Genomic DNA, 23,971 nt, shown 5'->3' with positions numbered 1-23,971 from the left:
CCTCCGCTCGCCGCACGGCGGCATCGACGTCTTCGCCTGATCCGAGAGGAATCCCATGACCGACCCGATTTCCGGCACCCTCCCCCCTTCCGGGGTGCACACGGGGAGCACCACACCCCCGGCGGAGCGCAAGAAGACGCTCGACTCCGAGGTCTTCCTGAAGCTGCTGGTGACGCAGCTCACCAACCAGGACCCGAGTTCCCCCATGAACACCAACGAGATGATCTCGCAGACCACCCAGCTGGCCTCGATGGAGCAGCTCACCGCACTCTCCGCGACGTCGACCGAGAACTTCGCGCTCAGCATGCGCCAGACGGCCGCCGCGCTGATCGGCCACGAGGCGCAGTACGTCGACGAGGAGGGTGTCACGCAGAAGGGCATCGTCACGTCGGTGTCGTACGCCGGCCCTGTCCCGCTCGTGACCATCGGCGAAGCGTCCATCCCGCTCGATGCCGTCTCCGGCGTCTCCCTCGTCCCCCGCCCCCAGTCCTGACCAGCCCCGCACATCCCAGAAAGGCATCATCATGCTCCGCTCCCTCTTCGCCGGAATCTCGGGTCTGCGCTCGCACCAGACCATGCTCGACGTCACGGGCAACAACATCGCCAACGTCAACACGACCGGGTTCAAGGCCTCGGCCGTGCAGTTCCAGGATTCGCTCTCGCAGCTCGTCCGCAACTCGATGATGCCGCAGCAGGCCTCCGGCGGTCAGAACCCCGCGCAGGTCGGCCTCGGCGTGCAGGTCGCGGGAATCAGCACGAACTTCGCCTCCGGCGCCCCGCAGCCCACCGGAGTACCGACCAACCTCATGATCGCGGGCGATGGCTTCTTCGTCGTGCGCTCCGGGGGCGAGACCCTGTACACCCGCAACGGCGGGTTCTCGTTCGACGCGAGCGGCAAGCTGGTCTCTGCCGACGGCGCGCTCGTGCAGGGATGGACGGCTCAGAACGGCGCGATCGTCCCCGGCCAGGGCATCGGCGACATCCGGCTCCCCGTCGGAGCCCTGAGCCCCGCCACCGCCACCACCACCGCCCGCGTCACCGGCAACCTGCCCTCCGGTGCCGCCGTCGGCGAGCAACTGGTGCGCGACATCAAGACCTACGACGCCGAGGGCGCGGCCACGTCGCTGCGTCTCACCTTCACCCGCACCGCGACGGGCTGGGACGTCACCGAGCCCGGCGGTGCGACCACCGCCCTCGCATTCACCGACGGCGCGCAGACGGCCGCGTCCTCCATCGTCTCCGGCGGCGTCACGGTCGACCTCTCGGCGGTCACCGGCTTCGCGGACGTCAGCGATGTCGCGATCAAGGAGCAGAACGGCAAGCCGGCCGGCACGCTGAGCTCGTACGCGCTCCTGAACGACGGCAGCCTCGTCGGTACCTTCAGCAACGGAGACACCGAGGTGCTCGCTCGTGTCGCACTGGCCGGCTTCGTCAACCCGGGCGGACTCGAGAAGGCCGGATCCTCGCAGTTCCGCCCCAGTGGCAACTCCGGGGAGCCGACGCTGGGAGAGGCCGGAACCGAAGGCCTGGGCGGCATCATCAGCGGTGCACTCGAGATGTCGAACGTCGACCTGTCGCAGGAATTCACCAACCTGATCGTCGCCCAGCGCGGTTTCCAGGCGAACGCCCGCATCATCACCACCAGCGACGAGGTGCTGCAGGAGCTCACCAACCTCAAGCGCTGAGCGGCAGGCAACCGCGGCGGCCCGTGACATCGCGGGTCGCCGCCCTGCCATACTGTGCGGATGGATGCTGTGAATGAGTGGCTGCTGACCTGGGGCGACAACCTGTGGACGTGGCTCGTCCTGCCGATCGTGGTCCTCCTCGGCCTGTACTTCACGGTGCGCTCCGGCGTCGTGCAGTTCCGGTTGATCCCGGAGATGTTCCGCACCCTGAAGGACCGGACGCCACGGACCGAGACCGGCGAGCCGCAATCGGTCTCCGCGTTCCAGGCCTTCACCATCTCCGCGGCCTCCCGAGTGGGAGTCGGCAACATCGCCGGAGTGGGAACCGCGATCGCGATCGGTGGTCCCGGCGCGATCTTCTGGATGTGGCTGATGGCCTTCATCGGCGGCGCATCCGCATTCATCGAGTCGTCCCTGGCGCAGCTGTACAAGACGCGCGACAAGGACGGATTCCTGGGCGGACCCGCGTACTACATGCAGCGCGGACTCGGTGCCCGATGGATGGGCGTGCTGTTCGCCGTCATCCTCATCATCTGCTTCCCCATCGCCTTCAGCTCCTTGCAGGCGAACACCATCAAGGCGACCATCTCGGGGAGCTTCGGCGACGAGTCCGCCGCCTGGTTGCCCGTCGTCATCGGCGCGGCACTCGCGCTGCTCATGGGTCTGGTCATCTTCGGTGGCGTGCGCCGGATCGCGTCGGTCACCCAGACGCTCGTGCCGGTCATGGCGCTGCTGTACCTGCTGCTCGGACTGGTGATCGTGGCGATGCACATCGAGCGACTCCCCGAGGTCTTCTCCCTGATCTTCACCCAGGCCTTCGGGCCGAACGAGATCGTCGGAGCAGCCCTCGGCTACATCATCCTCACCGGCGTCAAGCGCGGGATGTTCTCCAACGAGGCCGGCCTCGGCTCGGCGCCGAACGCCGGCGCGAGTGCCGCCGTGACGCACCCCGTCAAGCAGGGCCTCGTGCAGACGCTGGGCGTCTACTTCGACACCTTCCTCGTGTGCTCGATCACCGCGTTCATCATCCTCGTCTCGGTCCCCGACCTCGCGAACGCGGAGCGCGGCATCGACTTGACGCAGGGGGCGATCGTCGGCGCCCTCGGGAGCTGGTCGAACATCCTGCTGATCGTGATCATCTTCCTGCTCGCGTTCAGTTCGATCCTCGGCAACTACTACTACGGACAGACCAACATCGAGTTCATCACCTCGAACCGCGGTGTGCTGCTCGGCTACCGTCTCTTCGCGATCGCCGCGGTGTTCGCCGGTGCGCTGGTCTCGGCCGACGTCGTCTGGAACTTCGCCGACGGCGCGATGGGCTTCATGGCGATCGTGAACCTCGTCGCGATCGCTCTGCTCTCCGGCGTCGCCTTCAAGCTCCTCAAGGACTACACGCAGCAACGACGAGAGGGACTGGATCCCGTCTTCACCCAGGCGCGACTGCCCGGGGTGCGCGGGATCGAGGTCTGGGAGAACGAGCTGTCGGTGACGGGTCCGATCGACCTGCCCCGAGCTCGTCGGCGCTGAGGGGCGGAAGGCCGGATAGGGGGCGCCCCTGCTCAGTGCCCGGCGCCGAGGTTCCCGCTCAGACGGCGACGGAACGCTGCTGCGGTGTCGTTGAGCCCCTGGATGCTGGCCGTCTTCCCGAGACGCTCATACTTCGTGGCCACCGCGTCGAGCGCAGCCACCGTCGAAGCGTCCCAGATGTGTGAGCGCGTCATGTCGATGACCACGTGCTCGGGGTCGTCCGCGTACTCGAACTGAGTCGTGAGGTCGTTGCTCGAGGCGAAGAACAGCTCCCCGACGACCTCGTAGTGCGCGATGTCCCCCGACTCCGACGGGGCGACGGTACGGGTGACCGTGACGAAGTGCGCGACCCGCCGGGCGAACATGATCATCGCCGTGAGCACTCCGAGGACGACACCGATCGCGAGGTTGTGGGTCCAGACGGTCGCGGCGACGGTGATCACCATGACGGCGGTCTCGCTCTTCGGCATGCGGCGCAGCGTCGACGGGCGGATGCTGTGCCAGTCGAAGGTCGAGATCGAGACGAGGATCATCACAGCGACGAGGGCCGCCATCGGGATCACCGCCACCACGTTGCCGAGGGCGACTACGAGGATGAGCAGGAAGACACCGGCGAGGAACGTCGAGATGCGCGTGCGCGCACCGGACGCCTTCACATTGATCATGGTCTGGCCGATCATGGCGCATCCGCCCATCCCGCCGAAGGCTCCGGAGAGCACGTTCGCGACGCCCAGGCCCCAGGCTTCACGGGTCTTGCGTGAGTGGGTGTCCGTGATGTCGTCGACCAGCTTGGCGGTCATGAGCGTCTCGAGCAGGCCGACCGCCGCCATGGCGAGAGCGAACGGGCCGATGATCCCGAGCGTTTCGAGGGTGAAGGGGACGTTCGGGATGAACAGCTCGGGCAGGCTCTGGGGAAGCTCACCCTGATCGCCCACGTTCGGCACGGTCCACCCGAAGACGACGACGGCGCCCGTGAGCAGCACGATCGTGACCAGCGGTGCCGGCACGACCTTGGTGATGCGCGGCATGAGGAACAGGATGGCGAGGCCCACGGCGACGAGGGGATACACCAGCCACGGCACGTCCCAGAGCTGGGGCAGCTGCGCGGTGAAGATCAGGATCGCCAGCGCGTTCACGAAGCCCACCATCACGGAGCGGGGGATGAATCGCATGAGCTTGGCGACGCCGAGCAGGGCGAGGCCGATCTGGATGACTCCGCCGAGGAGCACGGTGGCGATGAAGTAGTCCATCCCGTACTCACGTGCGACCGGCGCGATCACCAGGGCGACGGCCCCCGTGGCCGCCGTGATCATCGCGGGGCGTCCGCCGAGGAACGAGATCGCGACGGCCATCACGAACGAGGAGAAGAGGCCGACCCGGGGGTCGACCCCGGCGATGATCGAGAAGGCGATCGCCTCGGGGATCAGCGCGAGGGCCACGACGAGCCCGGCGAGGACCTCACGGGTGAGCAGACGCGGGTTCCGCAGCGCCTGCATGACGGTGGGTTCGATGCGGTAGCGAGACGGGCGTTCCGGGGCGGGGACGACAGCAGTCATGTGCTCTCCTGGAGGGGCTTGCGAAGGAGCGGACGGCGCGCACGGACCGTGCGCATGCGCCACGGAGCTCGGCACGGAAGAAGGGGGGATGCGCAGAAATGCGCGCACGCAGACTCCAACCTTACGTGAGGTCCGGTGTCGGGGAGTCGGCGGGCGGGGCGCCGCCGCGCCCCGCTAGATGACGTCGCGCGTGCAGGTGTCGCGGATGCTCTCGCCGCGCAGGTCCTCCCAGGGGATGGCGGCGTACCCGACGATGCCTCGGCCGGTGCTCGCGAGCTCGTCGACGCGCTGCGCGAGCAGCCCGCGACGATCGATCCCTGACAGGTCGATGACGACGACGTCGACGTAGCGCCCCCGCGTTCGTTCGAGCTCGCTGTGCAGCCGCCGCGCGATACCCCGAGCGGTGAAGTGCAGTGATCGGCGCCTCGCGTCGGGGCCGTGATAGGTGAGGACGAGGTGCCTCAGGTCTCCGTACGCGCCGCTGGCCGCGAGCGCCTCGGCCGCCCCCGCACGCAGCAGGCGTCCCGCCTCGCGACGGCGTTCGACGCCGGTCAGGTCGATCGACCACACGAGACAGCGCGCGTCGGCCACCTCGGGCGCGGCGGACGGCGAGGGATGGGCGTCTGCGATGTCGCCCCTGTACGCGATCGTGGTGTGCATCAGGTCTTTCGGTCGTCGAAGAGTGGTGCCGACCAGGCTTCCCGGCTCTCCGGCCCGACCTGCGGGCTTGCACGGAAGTCTAGGCCGGATGCACCGGACGCCTCATCGCGCTCAGGCGTGTCGGCGACTACCCGAGGATCGGACGGTCGGTGGGATAGGTGAAGTGCTCGGTGCGCTGTCGCACGGCGAGGGCGGCGGCGAGACCGATGGGGCCCACTCGTCCCGCGAGCATGAGTGCGGACAGGACGAACTTGCCGAAGGGGTCGAGGTCGGCGGACAGTCCGACCGAGAGCCCACAGGTCGCGAACGCGGAGATGACCTCGAACAGGATGTGGTCGAGAGGCGCCTTGTTCGTGAGGGTGAGGAGCACCGTCCCCGCGAGGACGAGGGACGCCCCGAGGAAGGTGACGGAGATCGCGACACGGAGAACGCTCTCGGGGAGTCGTCTTTCGAAGATCGCGATGTCCCTGGTGCCTCGGGCCTCGGCGACGATGGCGAGGAACAGCACGGCGAGCGTGGTGACCTTGATACCCCCGGCGGTCGAGATCGACCCGCCGCCGACGAACATGAGCGCGTCCGTGAGAAGGAGGGTCGTCGAGGTGGACTGCTCAGTATCCACGATCGCGAACCCCCCGGAACGCATCATCGTCGACGCGAACAGCGCATGGAGGATCCGATCGAGCGGATTCAGGGTGCCGATGGTCGCGGTGTTGTTCCACTCGCTCGCCCCCCAGCTGACCGCGCCGACCAGGAACAGCACGAGGGTCGTCGTGACGGTCAGCTTGGTGTGCAGCGACCACCGTCCGCGCCCCCACAGATGAGCGATGACGGCGAGGTACACCGGGAATCCCAGGCTGCCCGCGATCACGCCGACCATGAGCACCCCCATGATCCAGACGTTGTGGCTGTAGACCGCGAGACCGCCGGGATCGAGGACGAACCCGGCGTTGTTGAAGGCCGAGATGCTGTAGAACAGGGCGTGCCACGGGCCTCGCACCCAGCCGTCCTCGACGATGAACGCCGGCAGCAGCAGCGCGCAGAGCGCACCCTCGATGATGAACGTGGTCAGCACGACGATCTTGAGGAGCCGCTTGACGTCGCCCAAGGGCGTCGCCCCCATCACCTGCTGGGCGAAGACGCGTCCGCCCAGCCCCAGCCTGCGCGTGACGGCCTGGGTGAGCAGCAGCGCGACGGTCACGATGCCGAGCCCGCCGGTCTGGATGGCGAGCAGGATCACGATGTGCCCGAACAGCGACCAGGACGTCCCGGTGTCGACGGAGGTCAGCCCCGTCACGGTCACGGCGGACGACGCGGTGAACGTCGCATCCTCCCACGGCGCGGCGACACCGTCCGCCGCGGCGAACGGCAGGCGCAACAGCGCGGTGAAGAGCACCGCCGCGAGCACGAACACCGCGATCGACGCACGAGCCGGCGAACGACGGGGGAAGTCGGCGATCCAGCGGATCGGCGCCCACAATCGCGCGGTCCGGACGTTCGGCTGACTGGTGGTCACCACGGGCTCCTTGTCGGGTCGCCGAGCCGACTCCCGGCGCACCGACCATTCACAGTACAGCAGCGGTCGGACGCGGAATCGGGTGGCGACACGGAGCTGCGCGCCCCGGGAAGGCTCCTGGGTACGCACGCCGGCTTCCACCGTTCGGGTAAGCTGGGAGGCGGAGTGTCGGGAAGCCTGGTCGACGAACACACGCTCATCGACCCGAAAGCTCCCGCATGGTCAAGCCCTCCCCGCGACTCGCCAAAGTCCGCGCCGTCTTCCCCTCCTCCTCCCGCGACGAGTCCCGCCGCATCGGCGAGATCCTGCGCAAGGAGACCGTCGGCGGCATCCTCCTCGTGTCGCTCGCCGCGATCGCGCTGCTCTGGGCGAACTCGCCCTGGGCGGAGTCGTACTTCGCCCTGCGCGACTTCGAGATCGGATACGAGCCCTGGCATCTGCGTCTGAGTCTCGGCGCCTGGGCCGCGGACGGCCTGCTCGCGATCTTCTTCTTCCTCGTCGGTCTCGAGCTCAAGCGCGAGTTCGTAGCCGGCGATCTGCGCAGGTTCAGCACCGCTGTGGTTCCGATCGTCGCTGCAGTGGGCGGCGTGATCGTGCCCGCGGTGATCTACCTCGCCGTGGTGGCAGGCTCGCCGGAAGCCGCACACGGGTGGGCGATCCCGACGGCGACAGACATCGCGTTCGCCGTCGCCGTGCTCGCCATCATCGGATCCCACCTGCCGAGCGCGCTGCGGATCTTCCTGCTCACCCTCGCGGTGGTCGACGACCTGATCGCGATCGGCATCATCGCGCTGTTCTACACCGAGACGATCGAGGTCCTCCCCCTCGTGCTCGCCCTCGTCGTGATCGCGGTCTACGGCGTGATCGCCCAGCGGTATCGCGACTTCTTCCACCTGCGCCCCACTGCGGCCTGGCTCATCCTCCTGCCGATCGGCCTGGTCGCCTGGGCACTGGTCCACGCGTCCGGCGTCCACGCGACGATCGCGGGCGTGCTGCTCGGCTTCACCATCCCGGTACTCCACAAGAAGGCCGACCGAGGACCCGACTCGGGTCCTGGTCTCGCCGAGGTGTTCGAGCACCGCTTCCGTCCGTTGTCCGCAGGGTTCGCGGTACCGGTGTTCGCGTTCTTCTCCGCCGGCGTCGCGATCGGTGGAGGCGAGGGCTTCGTCTCGGCCTTCACGGACCCCGTCGTCGTCGGGATCGTCGTGGCCCTCGTGGTCGGAAAGCCCCTCGGCATCACGGCGGCCACCTGGATCATCACCAGGATCCGGCGCATCAACCTCGACCCGTCCTTGAGGTGGATGGACATCGTCGGTGTCGGCCTTCTCGCCGGGATCGGGTTCACGGTCTCCCTCCTGGTCGCGGAGCTGAGCTTCGCCGCCGGCAGCGAGCACCACGACCACGCCAAGGTCGCCATCCTCACGGCATCCGTGGTCGCGGCCCTCGCCGCCTCGGTGCTCCTCGGCATCCGCAACCGCCGGTACCGCCGACTCGACGCTGCGGACGCTGAGTCCTGAGCCTCGGACGCCGCGGCGTCACCGCGCCTCGGCCGTCTGCCACCACCACCAGGTCGCGGCGGCCGAGGCTGCTCCGATCGGCAGCGCGAGGAGCAATTGGAGCGGTGTGACCGCTTCGGCGAGACTCGCCCCGCCCAACCCGGACCACATGCCGGGAGCGGCATACGGGAACCACGCCCCGGCGCCCAGGGCAACAACGACCTGAGTGATCACGACCACGGCGAGCAGCGCGGAGATCGCGGGGAGATAGCCCCGGGCAGCGCTGGCGACCAGTGCCAGCGGCAGCGTGAGCACGACGGTGAGCGCTCCGACGACGGCGATCCGCCCCGCCGCGGCCGCGGCATCCGCGTCGGGGATACCGAGTCCGATCAGCGCGCCGGCCGCGAGGGTGAGTGTCGCGGCGACACCCGATACGAGGACGCCCCACACCATCGTGATGAGCATCTTGGCGGCGGCGAGGGCGCCGAGAGATGTCGGGGCGGCGAAGAACGCCCCGAACGTGCGGTCGGTGAACTCCCGTCCGAACACCCAGGCGACGACGACGCCGACCGCGAGCAGGGCGCCCACCGACATGATCTGCGCCGAGAAACCGGTGATGCCCGTCCACCCCACATCGGTGAGGAGTGCCGCAGCCTTGATCGCGAGCGCGCCGTCCGAGTCGGAACGCACCACGACGAGGAAACCCGCACTCATCGCGGGAACGAGGAGCGTGATGAGGACGGTCGCGACCCGCACCGTCGTCGCCCTGCGGAACTTGATCCATTCCACGGCGAGCGCAGCCCTCATCCTGCTCCTCCCCCGTCGACGCCGTCCTGGACGGAGACCATGTCGAAGAACTGCCGTTCGATGTCTATTCCCTGTGACGGGAGGGTTCCGATGAGCGACCCGCGGTGCATCACGCTGATGGTGTCGGCGATGCGGGCCATCTCGTCGAGGTGATGGCTCGAGATCAGGATCGCGGCACCGCTCGCCGCGGCCTGCTGCAGCATCCTGCGAACGACGTGCACCCCTGCGGGGTCGAGACCGTTGGCCGGCTCATCGAGGATCAGCAGCCGGGGTCGATGTGCCAGCGCCCCGGCCAGCCCCAGGCGCTGCCTGTTCCCGAGCGACAGGGAGTGCGTTCTCCGATGCGCCCACTGACCGAGTTCGAGCTGATCGATCATGGCCTGCGCGGCCGTCGGAGCATCCGCACGCGACACCCCGTGCAGTCGGGCCGCAGCGACGATCGTCTCCGTGACCGTGAGTTCGGCGTAGGTGAAGGGCGTCTCGATCATGTGGCCGACATGACGCCATTCCGGTCGCGGCAGCCTCTCCACCGGGACCAGGTCGCCCTCGCACCGGATACTCACCCGTCCGGCATCGAGGCGGATCATGTCCAGCATCGAGCGCATGAGCGTGGTCTTTCCCGCCCCGTTCAAGCCGACGAGCGCGTGGATGCTGCCGCCGTGCACGTCGAGGCTCACCCCGCGCAGCGCGACCTCGTCTCCGTACCGCTTGTGCACCTGCCGGGCGGCGATCATCACCGGCAGCGCTCTCGTCGCGGTCACGGCTTCGCCCCGGTGGCGAGCAGGCCGAGCGCATCGACGATCGTCGGGCCGAGGGGTGCATCGGACGCTTCCGACCCCCACTCCAGAAGCGCCGCCATCACCGCCCCCAGACAGGCGCCCGCGGCGACGACCGCCTCGCGCCTCGGCGTCCCCTGAGCGGTCAGGGCCTCGACGATGAGGGATTCCGTCTGCTGCGTGTTCTGCCAGGCCCTGGCACGTAGCCGCGGGTGACCCGCGATGATCGTCACTCGGGTGCGCGTCTCCTCCGGGGTTGCCGCCGGCACGGAATCCCACGCGCGCAGCAGGCCCCTTCGCACCCGCTCCACGGAGGGCAGGTCGGCGGGTTGTGCCGCCACCGCCTCCGCGATGAACGGATCATAGGGATCGTCGAGGATCGCGTCCTCCTTCGTCGGGAAGTGCCGGAAGAAGGTCATGTGTGACACCCCGACGTCGCGAGCGATCTGCTCGACCGTGACGTCGTCGAAGCCGTGCTCGGAGAACAATCGCAGGGCGGACGCCCGCAGGCGTTCGGCGCTGGCGGAGGTGCGGGCCATGCCAGTCATGTTAGTCACTAACATCACTGGCATGCAATCACCTCTTGCGCGTGACTGAACAACCGTTTAGCATCCTGACTATGCGTTCAGCATCCGAGGACCTCACGACACGGGCGCGCATTCGCGACGCCGCGATATCGCGGTTCGGTCAGCAGGGTTTCGCGAGCACGAGCGTGCGACAGATCGCACAGGATGCCGGCGTGAGCCCGGCGCTCATCCTCCACCACTTCGGCAGCAAGGAGGGGCTGAGGGAAGTGTGCGACGCCCACGTCGTGAACGAGTTCGTCGCCGAGCGCGACGGCATGACCGGCGCTGACGCCTCCCGGCTGATGCGCCAGGCCCTGGACTCGCTGGAGGAGCGCAACGCCGGTCTGGACTACCTCGCTCGGATGCTCGTCGACGACTCCGGCGCGTCCGACCGGCTCTTCGACACGTTCCTCTCCCGCACCAGGGAGATGCTGCGCGAGCAGATCGCCGAGGGGACGATGCGCCCACAATCCGACCTCGAAGCGACCGCCGTGTACATGACCCTCTACGGCCTCGGCCCCGTCATCCTGCGACGCCAACTCGCCCGCGCCTTCGGCGAGACCACGCTGACGACCTCCCTGCTGGAACGCTCGACCATCCCCGTCCTGGAGCTGTACACGCACGGCCTCTACGCCGACGATCGGCTGCTCGTCGCCGCCAAGGAAGCGCTGTCCAGACGCAGCGGCCCTCGGTCCGACAAAGGAGAGAACGACCCGAATCAGGATCCGGATCCGCCGCGCTGACGCGCAGACCGAACCCGATTCCTCTCCACCCATCCGAAAGGAGCAGGGAAATGACCCCTGCCATCGAACTGACCCGTCTCCGCAAGCGATACGGCCGGCACACGGCCGTCGACTCCCTGGATCTGAGCATCGAGCCCGGCACCGTGTTCGGCCTGATCGGCCCCAACGGCGCAGGCAAGACCACGACGCTGCGCATGATCCTCGACATCATCCGCCCCACCGAGGGGACCATCCGGGTCCTGGGAGAAGACCCGCGCCGGGGAGGCCCTGCCCTTCGACGGCGCATCGGGTTCATCCCGGGTGAACTCCGACTCGACGGCCGAGCGACCGGACGGCGCATGCTGGACTTCTACGCCGAGGTGTCCGGACCCGTGAGGCCCGGCATGATCGGCGAACTCGCGGACCGACTCGACCTCGATCTGAGCCGCCCGGTGCACGCACTCTCGAAAGGGAACAAGCAGAAGCTCGGTGTCGTCCAGGCCTTCATGCATGAGCCGCCGCTGCTGGTGCTGGACGAGCCGACCAGCGGACTCGATCCCCTCGTGCAGCGCGAGTTCCTCCACCTCATCACCGACGCGAGGGATCGGGGCCAGACCGTGCTGCTGAGTTCACACGTCCTCAGCGAGATCCAACAGACGGCCGACGTCGTCGCCGTCCTCAGTCAGGGGAAGGTCGTCGCGGAAGGCGACGTGGCGTCGTTGCGACTGGGGGCCGTCCGTCGAGTGCGGGCCGGCCTCCTCGCGACGGACGAGTCGACGATCCGCGAACAGCTCGGCGCGCTGCCGCAGGTCACGGATCTCGAGGTGCGCGGCGCGGCCGAGACCGTGCGGGTGAGCGCCACCGTCGAAGGCGACATCGATCCATTGGTGAAGGTGCTCGCCCATCACCGCGTCATCGACCTGGCGATCGAGGAACCAGACCTGGAGGAGTCCGTGCTGAGGCTCTACGGCGAACCCTCGCAGTCGGAGGAAGGTGGTCGCGATGCGTGATGCACTCCCCGTCTTCCGGCGCGCCCTCCGCGAGGACTGGCGCGGGACCCTGGGCTGGACCATCGGCGTCGCCGCCGTGCTGTTCATGTACCTGCCACTCTTCCCCAGCATCGGCGGCAACGGCCAGATGCAGCAGATCATCGACAGCCTCCCGCCCGAGCTGGTCGGAGCACTCGGCTACGACCAGATCGGCACCGGTGCGGGATACGCGCAGGGCACGTTCTACGGGCTCATCGGCTTCCTGCTGTTGACCATCGCCGCCACATCCTGGGGCGCGGGCGCCATCGCCGGCGCGGAGGAGTCCGGCCGACTCGAACTCGATCTCGCCCACGGGGTCGGGCGTGTGCGGTATGCGCTGGAGTCCGCCGCCGCGATCCTGGTCAGGCTCGCCTGGTTGGGCGTCTTCGCCGGGGCGGTCGTCGCACTGCTCAACGACTCCGCCGCACTCGACATCACGCCGATCCACATCGTCGATGCCACGGTCGTCTTCGTCGGGCTCACCGCGCTGGCGGGGAGCACCGCGCTGTTCGTCGGCGCGCTGGTCGGTCGCCGCTCCTGGGCGGTGGCAGCGGGTGCGGGCATCGCGCTCGCCGGCTACGCCTTCAACGCCATCGCCAACCAGGTCGAGGCGGTCGAATGGCTGCGCACGATCTCGCCCTACTCCTGGGCCTTCCACCAGCCTCCGCTCGCCGAGGGGCTCAGCCCGAGCGGGGCAGTCGCCCTGTGGGCGCTGAGCCTCGCGTTCATCGCGGGGAGCGCATGGGCGCTGCAGCGACGTGACGTGATCGGCTGAGTGGTGACGCGCCGATCTGCAGCACGGAGGGAGCGGCACAGCACCCACCCGCAGCAGCATCGAAATCACCGGATCCCCCGCACACTCCGGTGGCCGGGAGGACCAGTTCGTTGCGAGCCGCCGCCTCCTGATCGCCCGCGAGATGGGCGACGACGCTGCGCACCTGCTCGTATCCGGTCATCGCGAGGAAGGTCGGCGCCCGGCCGTAGGACTTCGCCCCGACGATGAAGAGCCCGGGTTCCGGGTGCGTGAGCTCTCTCGCGCCGGTCGCCCCCACGGACCCGCAGGAGTGGATGTTCGGGTCGATCTCGGATGCGATGCCGGCGACGGCCTCGAGCGCCGGATCGAGATCGACCCGCACTTCTCGGAGGATCTCCGTATCGGGCCGGAACCCGGTGAGCGCGAACACGCGTCCGACCCCGGTGATCTCACGCCCGTCCTCAGCGAGGATCGTCAGACCGGACCCATCCTGGCGGAACTCGGCGACACGGAATCCGGTGACGAGATCCACGGCTCCGTCATCGATCACCGTGCGCGCACGAGAGCCCAGCACGGCCCGCTCCGGCAGATCGTCTCCGGCGCCCCCTCCGAAGATGTTCGCGGTGCTCCCCCGGCGCAGCGCCCACGTCACCCGCGTGCCCGGGTTCCGTCGCGCCATCTCACTCAACCGGAGGACGGTGTGCGTGGCGGAGTGCCCTGATCCCACCACGACCACATGCGCGCCTGCGAGCTCCGAGACATCCGCCGGGATGCGATACGAGATCAGTCGGCTCGACGCGGACTCCCCGATCGCGGGGAAGCCGTCGGCGCCTGCCGGATTGGGAAGCGCCCAGGTGCCGCTCGCGTCGATGACGGCACGAGCGAGAAGGCGGGATTCCCGGCCGTCGGCGTCGACAGTGTGCACCACGAACGGCTGACTCCGCCGCCCTCCGTCCACGACCTTGTCGCGGCCCTGCCGAGCGACTCCGGTGACGGTCGTCTCGGAGCGGATCCGTTCATCGAGGACCTCTGCGAGAGGCGCGAGGTAGGCGCTGACCCACTCCGCGCCGGTGGGATACCCCGCGACGGGCGCGGTCCACCCGGTCGGCTCGAGCAGCCGACGGGCGGCGGCATCCGTGAGCTCCGGCCACGCCGAGAACAGGCGGACGTGTCCCCATTCGGAGACGGCGGCGGCAGGACCGCGCCCACGCTCGACCACGATCACGTCCTGCTCGCGTTCGACGAGATGCGCCGCGGCGGCGAGCCCCTGCGGGCCCGCTCCGATGACGACGACGGGAAGCTCGGACATCACACTCTCCTCAGATCGAAAATCTTCAATACGACGACGATCGCGCATCTATCGATGATTGTCAATACGTGGCACAATGGACTCGTGACCCTGCCGACGACGATCGAAGCATCCCAGTGCTGCGTCCCCCCGCTCACCCCTTCGGTGAGCGTCGAGGACGCGGAGCGCATCGCGCGGGTGTTCAAGGCACTGGGCGATCCCACGCGGGTCCGACTACTGTCCCTCATCGCCGCCGGACCCGACGGCGAAGCCTGCATCTGCGACCTCACCGAACCCGTGGGCCTCTCCCAGGGAACGGTCTCCCATCACATGAAACTCCTGACGGAGGCCGGCCTGGTCACTCGTGAACAGCGGGGGAAGTGGGCGTACTTCGCGCTCGATGCGAACGTGATGGCGGCCGCGGCCGACGCCCTTCGCGCCGTCTGAGCACGCACACCGGCAGACGCCACGGATCCTCGCGGCTAACGACCGGCTCCCTCCGTCCGACAGTCACCCCCGACAGCCCAGGACGGGCCGTCGGGTCCGTATTCCCCGGAACGCGGACGGATCTTTCCAGGATGGAGCCCATGATCGTCCTCACGCGCCTGAACCGTTCGCGGTTCGCGGTGAATCCCGACCTGATCGAACGTGTCCAGGCCACGCCGGACACGACGCTCATCATGGTCGACGGCGCGACCTTCGTCGTCACCGAGACGATGGACGACGTGATCGCTCAGATCACCCGGTTCCGCGCCGGAGTGCTCGCGACCGCGGCGACCCTGATCGCCGCGGACGAGAAGAATCCCGCGATCGCCGCCGACGCCGAGGCGGACCTCTGATGGATCCGTCCCTCATCCTCGGCCTGGTCCTCGCCTTCGGCGCACTGGTCGCCATGATCAACATCGAAGGCGCGACCGTCGGCTCCCTGCTGCTGCCGGCCCCGATGGTCCTGGTGTTCGGCGCGACCATCGCGGTCGGCCTCGCGAGCGGCACCCTGCGCGACGCGTTGCACGCACTCAAGTCCCTCCCCCGGGCGTTCCGCGGGGAACGCCGCACCGCCGCGAGCACGATCGACACGGTCGTCGGATACGCCGAGAAGGCGCGCGCGGAAGGTCTGCTCGCCCTCGAACAGGGTCTGGACGAGGAGAAGGACCCGTTCCTCCGCCAGGCGCTGCAGAGCATCGCCGATGGCACGGATGCCGAAGACCTGCGAACCCTGCTGGAAGACGAACTCACCTCGACCGCCGCCCGCAACCGCACCGCCTCGCGCTTCTACATGACCCTCGGCGGCTTCGCGCCGACCGTCGGCATCATCGGCACCGTCGTCTCGCTGACCCACGTGCTCGAGAAGCTCGACAAGCCGGACACGCTCGGCCCGATGATCGCCGCCGCGTTCGTCGCGACGCTGTGGGGGCTGCTGTCCGCGAACTTCATCTGGCTCCCCATCGGCGGACGGCTCCAGCGCCTCGGTGAACTCGAGCTGGAACGCATGACCGTGCTCATGGAGGGGATGCTCGCGATCCAGGCCGGCGCCCCGCCGCAGTTCGTCGGAGAACGCCTGCGTGCACTCGTCGCCGAACGCCCCTCGGCGCGATCCGCCCGGTCGCGCACCCGCACTCGCGCCGCGGAGGAGACGGAGCCCGCCCCATGAGCGTGCGCGCCCGCCGTCGGGTGCCGCAGGAGGAGCACAGCGGACCGGACGAGCGCTGGATGGCCTCGTACCTCGACATGGTCACCGTGCTCATGTGCATGTTCATCGTGCTGTTCGCGATGTCGACCGTCGACCAGGAGAAGTTCGAGGCCCTCAGCGCTTCCCTCGCGACCGGCTTCGGTCAGGAACCGTCGGACGACGTGGATGCGGTCACGGGTGTCGTGGTCCCTCCGGAACTGGTCGACGAAGACGGCGACGACTTCGCCGATGTCGACCTGGCCGCCGCACAGACCGAATTCAGCGAACTCTCCGCTCTCCGGGAGAAGCTGCGGCGGGTGCTCGCGGACAACGGTCTCGAGGCCGACGTCACCTTCACGATCGACGAGCGCGGGCTCACGATCGGTCTCGTCAGTGCGGAGACCTTCTTCACCACGAACAGCACCGCACTCAGCCCCACCGCCGTGCTGGTCCTCGACGCGCTCGGCTCGGTGCTGGTCACCGCACCGAACGAGATCTCCGTCGAGGGTCATGCCGACGTGCGTGGTTCCGTCGCTCCCTACCCCACCAACTGGGAGCTGTCGGCCGGACGATCCACCCAGGTGCTGCGGCACCTGGTCGAGTCGTCGGGGCTGCCGCCGAGCCACCTGAAGTCGGTCGGGTTCGGTGATACGCGGCCGATCGCCGCCGGCAACAGCAGCGAGGCTCTGGCCCAGAACCGACGGGTCGACATCGTCGTCCTGTCCGATGCGAACGAGGAGGTGCGTGCGCTCCTTCCCGAAGCGCAGGCGGCGCAGCCGTCCTCCTGACCCCCTCCTCTCCTAACGCACGCAGGTCGCCGCCCGATAGTCGGGTTCGTGGTGATCCAGGACAGCGTGCGCTCCGAAGCGCGCGCAGCGACGGCGACGAAGACCGCCGAAGTCGAGGTGTACGACTTCGGCCGTTCGGCGACCCTTTCGCGCGAGCACACCCGCACCCTGGAACTGGCCTTCGAGACGTTCTCCCGGCAGTGGTCGACCCAGCTCTCGGCGAAGATCCACGTCCGCGCCACCATCGCCGTCGAGCATGTCGGCATGCTGACGTACGGCGAGTACGCGCAGTCGCTCCCGACCACGACCACCATGATCGTGTGCGCGCTGCCCGATTCGGACGAACGCCTCATCGTGCAGCTGCCGACCTCCGCCGCCACGACCTGGATCGTGCAGATGGTCGGCGGACGCTCGTCCAGCGCCTCGGAAGACCGCACCTTCACCCCGATCGAGCAGGCGCTGATCCGCTCTCTGATCGTCGATGCCCTCGATCACCTCACCGGTGCCCTGGACGGGTTGCTGCCCGCCGGGATCACGGTGAGCGGCATCCAGTACAGCTCCCAGTTCGCGCAGGTCGCGGCCTCGGGGGAACCGGTGATCGTCGCGCGGTTCTCGATGCGATTGGCCGGTCGGACCGTCCCGGCGAGCGTGATGCTGCCCGCCTCGGTCCTCGCCGGATTCACGGTGCGCACCTCGGACGCGGATCGCTCGGCTGCGCCGGACCTGGTCCGCCGTCAGGTCGAGGTCTCCCCCGTCGAGGTGGCGCTCCGGCTCGCCCCGCGTGCCGTGCTTCCCCGCGAGGTGCTCGATCTCGCCGTCGGAGACATCGTCTCCTTCCCGCACTCCGCCGATCGACCGATGATCCTCGCGGTGGGCGATCAGACCGTCGCCACCGCGGCCGTGGGCAGCGCCGGGGCGCGTCTGGCCTGCGTCGTCGCCACCACCATCCCCGATCCCGCCATCGCCGAGGAGCCCGCGTGACCAGCACCACCACCTATGAGTCCGCCGTCGCCGCCGCTTTCGCGGCGAAGCTGCCGACCGCCGCGGCGACCTCCGCGCGTGCCTCCCAGGTGTCGGGAGACACCGGCGACGCCGTGATCGTCCCGTTCGTGGGCGAGGCCAGCGCGCAGCTGGCGGTGCAGGTGTTCGACCCCGATGCCCTGGTCGACGGCCTCGGCGGTGCGCCTCTGAGCGATCGGCTGCGCGATGCCCTCGAAGCCGCAGCGAGCGCGCTGGGGGCCGGCGCCCTCGGTGACGCCACGATCGGCGACGCCTCCGCTCTGTTCGCCGACCCCGCCGCACAGCTCTTCGACCTGCAGGACGACACCGACCGGACGATCGGACGCCTCGCCGTGATCGTCACGCGCGCGCCGGCCGGCACCGCGAGCTCTTCCCGCCGGTTGCACCGCATCGCCGGCGTCGAGATGGAGCTGACGGTCGAGATCGGCCGCACCAGGATGGCCGTGCGCGACGTGCTCGGCCTCGAGCCGGGACGCATCGTCGAACTCGACCGCTCGGCCGGTGCACCTGCCGACGTCAAGCTCAACGGCCGGGTCATCGCGCACGGTGAGGTCGTCGTCGTCGACCAGGACTATGCGGTGCGGATCACCCGCATCCTCGAGAACGTCGAGGCCTGATCCTGGACGACCTCCTGCTCGGGCTGCGGGTCGCGCTCTCCCTCGCAGCGGTGCTCGGGCTGCTCTGGTTCCTGCAGCGCCGGGTCTCGCGCACCGCCGCGCGGCGACGCGACGGTGAGGTCATCACGGTGCTGGGCCGCCAGGGAGTGGGCCCGAAGGCGCAGATCGTCGTGGTCCAGACCGAAGACGCCCGCTACGTGCTGGGCGTCACCGAACACGGCGTCAACGTGGTGGACCGTCTGCCCGTCAAGCCCGCGGCCCTGCCCGACGATCCGGCGACACCGGTGTGGTCTGCCGCGACGTCCGAGGCGGCCTCCGACGCGGCCGAGTTCGACCGCATCCTCGCCGCGACCGCGCGCACCGAGGACACGACCTCCGCCGTCGCGGCGCAGGTGCCGCAGCGACGCGTGCGCCACCGGAACGATCCGCTGCGCGGTTCCATCCTCTCCCCCGAGACCTGGCGGCAGACCGCCGAGGCCATCCGGCGCACGCGATGAGCATGCCCGGTGGGGTCGCCGACGGCCGCGCGCTGCAACGGGTCGCGCTGCTCCTCGCCGTCGCCTTCGCTCTGGTGCTCGTGCTCACACTGGCCACCGGCAGCCCGGCACACGCGGCCGTGACCCCCGACGATCCCGGCGACGGCGTCACGATCGACATCAACGGTGTCGACGGCTCCCCCTCGGGCTCGATCCTGACGCTGCTCGGCATCACCCTGCTCTCGGTGGCGCCTGCGCTGCTGCTGATGATGTCGTCGTTCACGAAGATCTTCGTCGTGCTCGCGATGACACGCAACGCCCTGTCCCTGCCCACGATCCCGCCGAACCAGGTGCTGGCAGGACTGTCGCTGTTCCTGTCGCTGTTCATCATGTGGCCAGTGCTGACCGAGATCAACACCGTCGCGGTGCAGCCGTACATCGACGGCACGTACACGTTCGCCCAGGCCATCGACGTCGGCCAACTGCCGCTGCAGGAGTGGATGCTGCGGTTCACGCGCGAGGAGGACCTCGCGCTCATGACGCGGATGGCGGGTCAGCCCAACCCGGAGGACCCGACGAGCGTGCCGATGTACACGCTCATCCCGGCGTTCATGATCTCCGAACTGCGCGCCGCGTTCATCATCGGCTTCGTCATCTTCGTGCCGTTCCTGGTGATCGACCTCGTGGTCGCCGCGGCTCTCATGTCGATGGGCATGATGATGCTGCCGCCCGTCATGATCTCGCTGCCGTTCAAGATCCTGCTGTTCATCCTGGTCGACGGATGGGGGCTCATCATCCGTGCCCTCCTGGAGAGCTATGGAGGTGTCGGATGAGTCCCGAAGCCGTGATCGACATCGGCACCCAGGGGCTGATCATCGCCGCGAAGCTCGCCGCTCCGGTCCTGGTCACCGCCCTCGTGGTGGGTTTCGCGATCTCGCTGCTGCAGTCCATCACCCAGGTGCAGGAGGTGACGCTGTCGTTCGTGCCGAAGATCGTGGCGGTCGGGATCGCCCTGCTGATCGCCGGGAACTGGATGATCGCGGAGATGATCGCGTTCACCACCGAGATGTTCGCCCGCATCCCCTCGCTCCTGAGCGGATGACGCGGTGTTCATCCCCATCGACTTCGCGTGGCTGGAGGCGACGATGCTCGCCGCAGTCCGCATCACCGCGTTCATCATGATCGCCCCGCCCTTCTCGTACGGCGCGATCCCGGTGCGGGTGAAGGCGATGCTCGCGATCGGTCTCTCGCTCGCCGTCGGCACGGCCGTCTCCCCCGGATACGAGAACCTCGACACCGGACCCTTCCTGGGCGCCCTGGTGCTGCAGCTGGTCACCGGTGCGCTTCTGGGCTTCCTGGTGCTGCTGTGCTTCTCGGCACTCCAGGCCGCCGGCAGCCTGATCGACGTGTTCGGCGGGTTCCAGCTCGCTCAGGCGTTCGACCCGCACTCCCTCGTGAACGGCGCGCAGTTCACGCGCCTCTTCCACCTGACCGCGCTCACGCTGCTGTTCGCATCGGGGGGCTATCAGTTGATCCTCGCGGGACTCGCGCGCAGTTTCGACGCCGTTCCGCTCGACGGCGTGTTCGAGGTGTCCGGTCCCGCGGAGCTGCTGGTCGACGGCGTCTCGCAGATGGTGCTGGCCGCCGTGCAGATCGCCGGGCCGCTCGTCCTCGTGCTCTTCCTGGCCGACGTCGGGCTCGGCCTCATCACGCGTGTGGCCCCGGCCCTCAACGCCTTCGCGATGGGCTTCCCGGTGAAGATCCTGCTGACCCTCCTGCTGGCCGGAGCGGTCTATGCGGTCCTGCCCGGCATCGTGGACGCCCTCGCCGTGCAGGCCCTCAAGATGATGCAGGGGGTGCAGGAATGAGCGGCACGGACAGCGGCGAGCGCAGTGAGAAGGCGACCGACAAGCACCTGCGCGAAGCCCGCAAGAAGGGGCGGCTGTCGCGCAGCCAGGATCTCACCGCGTGGCTGGGCATCGGCGCCGCGGCCGTCACCATGCCCGCTGCCATCGCCCTCGGGGCATCGGCCGGCACCGAGCAGCTGCTCACGCTGACCTCGCTGGTCGATGCTCCGACGCCGGAAGCGGCACTCACCGCCCTCGGTCGCGGCCTCGCCTCCGTGCTGCCCACGCTCGCCGTGATGCTGGCCGCGGTCGCGATCGTCACGCTGATCGGTGCGGTGATCCAGGGCGGGGTGCACCTGAAGCCGCTGACCGGACGCTTCGAGCAGTTCAACGTCGTCACCGGGATCCGCCGCGTCTTCGGCATGCAGGCCCTCTGGGAGGGCGCCAAGGCGCTTCTGAAGACCGCGGCCATCGGCATCGCGCTGTGGTTCGTGATCGCGAGCCTGATGCCCGTGCTGACCGCCAGCGGCGCACACTCGATCTCGCGGCTGCTCGGCACCGCGAGCGAGGGGACGGCCGCCCTCCTGCAGACCGCCATCGCCGTCGGACTGGTACTGGCCGCGATCGACATGTTCGTCGTGATGCGACGCAACCGCAAGCACACCCGCATGACCAAGCGCGAGGTGCGCGACGAGAACAAGAACTCCGAGGGCGACCCCCTGATCCGTCAGCAGCGGCGTTCCCGACAGCTGGCCATCAGCCGCAACCGCATGATCTCCGCGGTCGCGGGATCCGACGTGGTCCTCGTCAATCCCACGCACATCGCCGTCGCGCTCCGATACGAGGTCGGACGCGCCGCACCCAAGGTCGTCGCGAAGGGCAGCGGCGTCGTCGCGGAGCGCATTCGCGAGGAAGCGACACGGACCGGTGTCCCGATGGTGCGTGAGGTCTCGCTCGCTCGTGCCCTGCACGCCGCGTGCGAACTGGGCCAGGAGATCCCCGAGGACCTGTACAACGCCGTCGCCCGCGTACTCGTGTTCGTCGACGCCCTGCGGCGGCGCGGGGCCGCGCGCGGCATCCATTCCCTTCCCTATCGGAGGACCGTATGAGACAGCTCTTCCTCAAGCTCATGGTGCCCGTCGGCGTCGTCGGCATCATCATGCTGCTCGTCGTCCCGGTGCCACCGTTCCTGCTCGACATCCTGATCATCCTGAACATCATGTTCGCGCTCGTGATCCTGCTCACGTCGATGTTCGTGAAGAAGCCCCTCGACTTCTCGGTGTTCCCCTCGCTGCTGCTCGTGGCGACGCTGTTCCGGCTGGGTCTCAACGTCGCCTCCACGCGTCTGGTGCTCGGGGAGGCCTACGCCGGACAGGTCATCGAGGCGTTCGGTGCGATCGCCGTCGGCGGCTCGCTCATCATCGGCGCCGTCGTCTTCCTGATCCTCGTCGTCATCCAGTTCGTGGTGGTGACCAAGGGCGCGGAGCGCGTCGCGGAGGTCGGGGCGAGGTTCACCCTCGACGCCATGCCCGGCAAGCAGATGGCGATCGACGCCGACCTCAATGCGGGACTCATCACCGACGCGGAAGCCCGGGAGCGTCGCGCCGAGGTCGCCGCCGAGGCCGACTTCTACGGCGCCATGGACGGTGCCTCCAAGTTCGTCAAGGGCGACGCGATCGCCGGACTCGTCATCATCATCATCAACGTGGTCGGCGGCATCGCGATCGGGATCGTCCAGCACGGCATGACGATCGACGGGGCCGTGAGCACGTACAGCCTCCTCACCATCGGCGACGGGCTCGTCACGCAGATCCCGGCGTTGCTGATGGCGGTGTCCACCGGCATGATCGTGACCCGTTCGACGGCGGAAGCCGAGATGGGCAGCGCCGCGTCCGCACAGCTCGGTCAGTCCCGCAATGCGCTCATCATCGCCGGTTGCGCCGCGATCATCATGTCGCTCATCCCGCACATGCCGATGCTGCCGTTCGTGGCGATCGGCGCTCTTCTGCTGCTGATCGCGCAGCGCATCAAGGCGACGCAGAAGCGTGACGAAGCCATCGCCGCGCAGACGACGACGCCGGCCCCCGCGGATCAGCCGGAGGAGCTGATCGAGAAGATGCGCGTGCACCCGCTCGAGATCCTGCTCTCCCCCGACATCGTCGATCTGGTCACCGGAGGACCCGACGACCTCCTCGCGCGCGTGAAGGCGCTGCGACGGCGGATCGCCCTCGATCTGGGACTCATCGCGCCGCCGGTGCGCACCCGGGACAGCATCGAGCTGCCCCAGTCCACCTATGTCATCCGCATCGCCGGGGTCGAGACCGGGAGGGGCACCGCTCCGGCCGGCTCCGTCCTCGCGCTCGGGCAGGGCCTGGAGTCCCTCCCCGGCGCCGCGACGCTCGACCCGGTGTTCGGGCTCGAGGGCAAGTGGATCCCCCTCGAGATGCGCCACAGCGCCGAGTTCTCGGGAGCCACCGTGGTCGACAGGGCGAGCGTGATCATCACGCACCTCTCCAGCGTGATCCACGCCCACGCCGCGCGGCTGCTCAGCCGGGAAGACGTGCGCCAGCTCACGGACGCGCTCAAACAGGCCTCCCCCGCCGCGGTCGAGGAGCTCACCCCGGCATTGCTGTCGCTCGCCGAGGTGCAGCGCGTGCTCCAGGGACTCCTCGCCGAGCGGGTCCCGATCAACGACCTCAGCCGCATCTACGAAGCACTCGCGCTGCGGGCGAGGGTCTCCACCGATCCGGAGGGCCTGATCGAAGCCGCACGGGCTGCTCTCGGCCCGGCGATCGCGGCGCGGTTCGCGGATGGCGGCGTCCTACGGGTGGTGATGATCAATCCGCTTCTCGAGCAGGCGATGCTCGAGAGCCTGCGTACGAGCGACGAGGGCACTCAGATCGTGTTCGACCCGCAGCGGATGGAGGCCGTCGTGGAGTCGGTGAAGCAGGCGGTCACCTCGGTGCGCGAGGGGGGCGAACCGGTCCTGGTGTGTGCCCCGTCGCTGCGTCCGGCGGTGCGTCGGCTCGTGTCCGCACAGACCGACGGGCTGCCGGTGCTCTCGTACACCGAGGCGACCTCCGCCGCGCTCACGATCGAGACCGTCGGCGTCGTCCGAGATGCCCCCGCGCCCTCGCCCGCGGTCGGAGCCGTCTCGGCGGCAGTAGGCTGAACGA

The 23,971-nt window shown here is 68.8% G+C and carries 26 protein-coding genes; 19 read left to right on the top strand and 7 right to left on the bottom strand.

Going from position 1 to position 23,971, the window contains the following annotated elements; all coding sequences use genetic code 11:
* The first annotated feature begins 55 nt into the window (after positions 1–55).
* From E0W80_RS07025 to E0W80_RS07015, 3 genes are read left to right on the top strand one after another with little or no spacing between them, the layout of a single operon-like run.
* Positions 56–493, top strand: coding sequence for a flagellar hook capping FlgD N-terminal domain-containing protein (locus E0W80_RS07025; protein ID WP_131491851.1), 438 nt, complete (start codon positions 56–58; stop codon positions 491–493).
* 31 nt (positions 494–524) lie between these two features.
* Entirely contained in the window at positions 525–1,685 is a 1,161-nt protein-coding gene (locus E0W80_RS07020) for a flagellar hook protein FlgE (protein ID WP_131491850.1), read from the top strand.
* A 60-nt stretch (positions 1,686–1,745) separates the two neighbouring features.
* Complete coding sequence (locus E0W80_RS07015; RefSeq protein ID WP_131491849.1) at positions 1,746–3,212, top strand: alanine/glycine:cation symporter family protein; 1,467 nt, start codon at positions 1,746–1,748, stop codon at positions 3,210–3,212.
* A gap of 32 nt (positions 3,213–3,244) precedes the next feature.
* Here the strand turns inward: E0W80_RS07015 and E0W80_RS07010 are convergent, their stop codons facing one another.
* The 3 genes from E0W80_RS07010 to E0W80_RS07000 form a co-directional block, all read right to left on the bottom strand.
* Complete coding sequence (locus tag E0W80_RS07010) at positions 3,245–4,768, bottom strand: SulP family inorganic anion transporter (protein WP_131491848.1); 1,524 nt, start codon at positions 4,766–4,768, stop codon at positions 3,245–3,247.
* A gap of 174 nt (positions 4,769–4,942) precedes the next feature.
* Entirely contained in the window at positions 4,943–5,428 is a 486-nt protein-coding gene (locus E0W80_RS07005; RefSeq protein WP_131491847.1) for a hypothetical protein, read from the bottom strand.
* Between the two features lie 127 nt (positions 5,429–5,555).
* A complete protein-coding gene (locus E0W80_RS07000; RefSeq protein WP_240740471.1) occupies positions 5,556–6,941 on the bottom strand; it encodes a potassium transporter TrkG in 1,386 nt (461 codons plus the stop codon).
* 218 nt (positions 6,942–7,159) lie between these two features.
* On the opposite strand from E0W80_RS07000, the gene nhaA reads away from it, so the two are divergent.
* Entirely contained in the window at positions 7,160–8,458 is a 1,299-nt protein-coding gene (gene nhaA, locus E0W80_RS06995; RefSeq protein ID WP_131491846.1) for a Na+/H+ antiporter NhaA, read from the top strand.
* 18 nt (positions 8,459–8,476) lie between these two features.
* On the opposite strand, the gene E0W80_RS06990 is transcribed toward nhaA, so the two are convergent.
* The 3 genes from E0W80_RS06990 to E0W80_RS06980 are packed head-to-tail and all read right to left on the bottom strand — an operon-like array spanning position 8,477 to position 10,559.
* On the bottom strand, positions 8,477–9,244 hold the full coding sequence (locus E0W80_RS06990) for an ABC transporter permease (RefSeq protein WP_131491845.1): 768 nt from the start codon (positions 9,242–9,244) through the stop codon (positions 8,477–8,479).
* Positions 9,241–10,005 carry an ABC transporter ATP-binding protein gene (locus E0W80_RS06985; protein WP_227992023.1) on the bottom strand — a complete coding sequence of 255 codons (765 nt, stop codon included), beginning with the start codon at positions 10,003–10,005 and terminating at the stop codon, positions 9,241–9,243. The genes E0W80_RS06990 and E0W80_RS06985 overlap by 4 nt, the downstream gene beginning before the upstream one ends.
* Positions 10,002–10,559, bottom strand: a complete 558-nt coding sequence (locus E0W80_RS06980; protein ID WP_165875414.1) for a TetR family transcriptional regulator — start codon at positions 10,557–10,559, stop codon at positions 10,002–10,004. Before E0W80_RS06980 ends, E0W80_RS06985 begins: the two co-directional genes overlap by 4 nt.
* Positions 10,560–10,639: 80 nt before the next feature.
* On the opposite strand from E0W80_RS06980, the gene E0W80_RS06975 reads away from it, so the two are divergent.
* Genes E0W80_RS06975 through E0W80_RS06965 form a run of 3 tightly spaced genes read left to right on the top strand, consistent with a single transcriptional unit; the run spans position 10,640 to position 13,111 of the window.
* On the top strand, positions 10,640–11,329 hold the full coding sequence (locus E0W80_RS06975; protein WP_131491843.1) for a TetR family transcriptional regulator: 690 nt from the start codon (positions 10,640–10,642) through the stop codon (positions 11,327–11,329).
* 50 nt (positions 11,330–11,379) lie between these two features.
* A complete protein-coding gene (locus E0W80_RS06970) occupies positions 11,380–12,318 on the top strand; it encodes an ABC transporter ATP-binding protein (RefSeq protein WP_047524801.1) in 939 nt (312 codons plus the stop codon).
* On the top strand, positions 12,311–13,111 hold the full coding sequence (locus tag E0W80_RS06965) for an ABC transporter permease subunit (RefSeq protein ID WP_131491842.1): 801 nt from the start codon (positions 12,311–12,313) through the stop codon (positions 13,109–13,111). Before E0W80_RS06970 ends, E0W80_RS06965 begins: the two co-directional genes overlap by 8 nt.
* Here the strand turns inward: E0W80_RS06965 and E0W80_RS06960 are convergent.
* Entirely contained in the window at positions 13,062–14,399 is a 1,338-nt protein-coding gene (locus tag E0W80_RS06960) for an FAD-dependent oxidoreductase (RefSeq protein WP_131491841.1), read from the bottom strand. The genes E0W80_RS06965 and E0W80_RS06960 overlap by 50 nt on opposite strands.
* Positions 14,400–14,483: 84 nt before the next feature.
* Between E0W80_RS06960 and E0W80_RS06955 the strand changes: the two genes are divergently transcribed.
* The 12 genes from E0W80_RS06955 (at position 14,484) to E0W80_RS06900 (ending at position 23,967) form a co-directional block, all read left to right on the top strand.
* On the top strand, positions 14,484–14,825 hold the full coding sequence (locus tag E0W80_RS06955; protein WP_153243652.1) for a metalloregulator ArsR/SmtB family transcription factor: 342 nt from the start codon (positions 14,484–14,486) through the stop codon (positions 14,823–14,825).
* A gap of 140 nt (positions 14,826–14,965) precedes the next feature.
* Positions 14,966–15,217, top strand: a complete 252-nt coding sequence (locus tag E0W80_RS06950) for a flagellar FlbD family protein (RefSeq protein ID WP_131491839.1) — start codon at positions 14,966–14,968, stop codon at positions 15,215–15,217.
* Entirely contained in the window at positions 15,217–16,029 is an 813-nt protein-coding gene (locus tag E0W80_RS06945) for a MotA/TolQ/ExbB proton channel family protein (protein WP_131491838.1), read from the top strand. Before E0W80_RS06950 ends, E0W80_RS06945 begins: the two co-directional genes overlap by 1 nt.
* Positions 16,026–16,835: a flagellar motor protein MotB gene (locus E0W80_RS06940; RefSeq protein WP_047524795.1), complete on the top strand. Its 810-nt coding sequence runs from the start codon at positions 16,026–16,028 to the stop codon at positions 16,833–16,835. The genes E0W80_RS06945 and E0W80_RS06940 overlap by 4 nt, the downstream gene beginning before the upstream one ends.
* Positions 16,836–16,883: 48 nt before the next feature.
* Positions 16,884–17,816: a flagellar motor switch protein FliM gene (locus tag E0W80_RS06935; protein WP_131491837.1), complete on the top strand. Its 933-nt coding sequence runs from the start codon at positions 16,884–16,886 to the stop codon at positions 17,814–17,816.
* The gene (gene fliN, locus E0W80_RS06930) at positions 17,813–18,472 is read left to right on the top strand and encodes a flagellar motor switch protein FliN (RefSeq protein ID WP_047524792.1); all 660 of its coding nucleotides are present in this window, start codon (positions 17,813–17,815) and stop codon (positions 18,470–18,472) included. Before E0W80_RS06935 ends, fliN begins: the two co-directional genes overlap by 4 nt.
* Positions 18,469–18,969: a flagellar biosynthetic protein FliO gene (gene fliO, locus E0W80_RS06925; protein WP_346559269.1), complete on the top strand. Its 501-nt coding sequence runs from the start codon at positions 18,469–18,471 to the stop codon at positions 18,967–18,969. The genes fliN and fliO overlap by 4 nt, the downstream gene beginning before the upstream one ends.
* On the top strand, positions 18,966–19,781 hold the full coding sequence (gene fliP / locus E0W80_RS06920) for a flagellar type III secretion system pore protein FliP (protein ID WP_131491835.1): 816 nt from the start codon (positions 18,966–18,968) through the stop codon (positions 19,779–19,781). The genes fliO and fliP overlap by 4 nt, the downstream gene beginning before the upstream one ends.
* Positions 19,778–20,050 (top strand): flagellar biosynthesis protein FliQ, encoded by a 273-nt coding sequence (gene fliQ / locus E0W80_RS06915; protein WP_047524786.1) that lies wholly within the window; start codon positions 19,778–19,780, stop codon positions 20,048–20,050. The genes fliP and fliQ overlap by 4 nt, the downstream gene beginning before the upstream one ends.
* A gap of 4 nt (positions 20,051–20,054) precedes the next feature.
* Complete coding sequence (locus E0W80_RS06910; protein WP_047524783.1) at positions 20,055–20,816, top strand: flagellar biosynthetic protein FliR; 762 nt, start codon at positions 20,055–20,057, stop codon at positions 20,814–20,816.
* Entirely contained in the window at positions 20,813–21,904 is a 1,092-nt protein-coding gene (locus tag E0W80_RS06905; protein WP_131491834.1) for an EscU/YscU/HrcU family type III secretion system export apparatus switch protein, read from the top strand. Before E0W80_RS06910 ends, E0W80_RS06905 begins: the two co-directional genes overlap by 4 nt.
* Positions 21,901–23,967, top strand: coding sequence for a flagellar biosynthesis protein FlhA (locus E0W80_RS06900; RefSeq protein ID WP_131491833.1), 2,067 nt, complete (start codon positions 21,901–21,903; stop codon positions 23,965–23,967). The genes E0W80_RS06905 and E0W80_RS06900 overlap by 4 nt, the downstream gene beginning before the upstream one ends.
* Positions 23,968–23,971: the final 4 nt, after the last annotated feature.

Source organism: Microbacterium sp. PI-1 (genome assembly GCF_004337555.1).
Classification (GTDB): domain Bacteria; phylum Actinomycetota; class Actinomycetes; order Actinomycetales; family Microbacteriaceae; genus Microbacterium; species Microbacterium aurugineum.
Note: the sequence above shows the minus strand (reverse complement) of the source record. Positions and strands in the feature narration are given on the sequence as shown.

What these genes read in the sequence shown, in the direction of transcription:
- E0W80_RS06990 (WP_131491845.1), bottom strand. Translation starts at nt 9,244, where the DNA reads ATGAGGGCTGCGCTCGCCGTGGAATGGATCAAGTTCCGCAGGGCGACG.
- E0W80_RS06960 (WP_131491841.1), bottom strand. Translation starts at nt 14,399, where the DNA reads ATGTCCGAGCTTCCCGTCGTCGTCATCGGAGCGGGCCCGCAGGGGCTC.
- E0W80_RS06975 (WP_131491843.1), top strand. Translation starts at nt 10,640, where the DNA reads ATGCGTTCAGCATCCGAGGACCTCACGACACGGGCGCGCATTCGCGAC.
- E0W80_RS07005 (WP_131491847.1), bottom strand. Translation starts at nt 5,428, where the DNA reads ATGCACACCACGATCGCGTACAGGGGCGACATCGCAGACGCCCATCCC.
- E0W80_RS07015 (WP_131491849.1), top strand. Translation starts at nt 1,746, where the DNA reads ATGGATGCTGTGAATGAGTGGCTGCTGACCTGGGGCGACAACCTGTGG.
- E0W80_RS06950 (WP_131491839.1), top strand. Translation starts at nt 14,966, where the DNA reads ATGATCGTCCTCACGCGCCTGAACCGTTCGCGGTTCGCGGTGAATCCC.
- E0W80_RS06940 (WP_047524795.1), top strand. Translation starts at nt 16,026, where the DNA reads ATGAGCGTGCGCGCCCGCCGTCGGGTGCCGCAGGAGGAGCACAGCGGA.
- nhaA (WP_131491846.1), top strand. Translation starts at nt 7,160, where the DNA reads ATGGTCAAGCCCTCCCCGCGACTCGCCAAAGTCCGCGCCGTCTTCCCC.
- E0W80_RS07020 (WP_131491850.1), top strand. Translation starts at nt 525, where the DNA reads ATGCTCCGCTCCCTCTTCGCCGGAATCTCGGGTCTGCGCTCGCACCAG.
- E0W80_RS06900 (WP_131491833.1), top strand. Translation starts at nt 21,901, where the DNA reads ATGAGACAGCTCTTCCTCAAGCTCATGGTGCCCGTCGGCGTCGTCGGC.
- E0W80_RS06965 (WP_131491842.1), top strand. Translation starts at nt 12,311, where the DNA reads ATGCGTGATGCACTCCCCGTCTTCCGGCGCGCCCTCCGCGAGGACTGG.
- fliP (WP_131491835.1), top strand. Translation starts at nt 18,966, where the DNA reads ATGAGCATGCCCGGTGGGGTCGCCGACGGCCGCGCGCTGCAACGGGTC.
- E0W80_RS06945 (WP_131491838.1), top strand. Translation starts at nt 15,217, where the DNA reads ATGGATCCGTCCCTCATCCTCGGCCTGGTCCTCGCCTTCGGCGCACTG.
- fliQ (WP_047524786.1), top strand. Translation starts at nt 19,778, where the DNA reads ATGAGTCCCGAAGCCGTGATCGACATCGGCACCCAGGGGCTGATCATC.
- E0W80_RS06980 (WP_165875414.1), bottom strand. Translation starts at nt 10,559, where the DNA reads ATGGCCCGCACCTCCGCCAGCGCCGAACGCCTGCGGGCGTCCGCCCTG.
- E0W80_RS06905 (WP_131491834.1), top strand. Translation starts at nt 20,813, where the DNA reads ATGAGCGGCACGGACAGCGGCGAGCGCAGTGAGAAGGCGACCGACAAG.
- E0W80_RS07010 (WP_131491848.1), bottom strand. Translation starts at nt 4,768, where the DNA reads ATGACTGCTGTCGTCCCCGCCCCGGAACGCCCGTCTCGCTACCGCATC.
- E0W80_RS06970 (WP_047524801.1), top strand. Translation starts at nt 11,380, where the DNA reads ATGACCCCTGCCATCGAACTGACCCGTCTCCGCAAGCGATACGGCCGG.
- E0W80_RS07025 (WP_131491851.1), top strand. Translation starts at nt 56, where the DNA reads ATGACCGACCCGATTTCCGGCACCCTCCCCCCTTCCGGGGTGCACACG.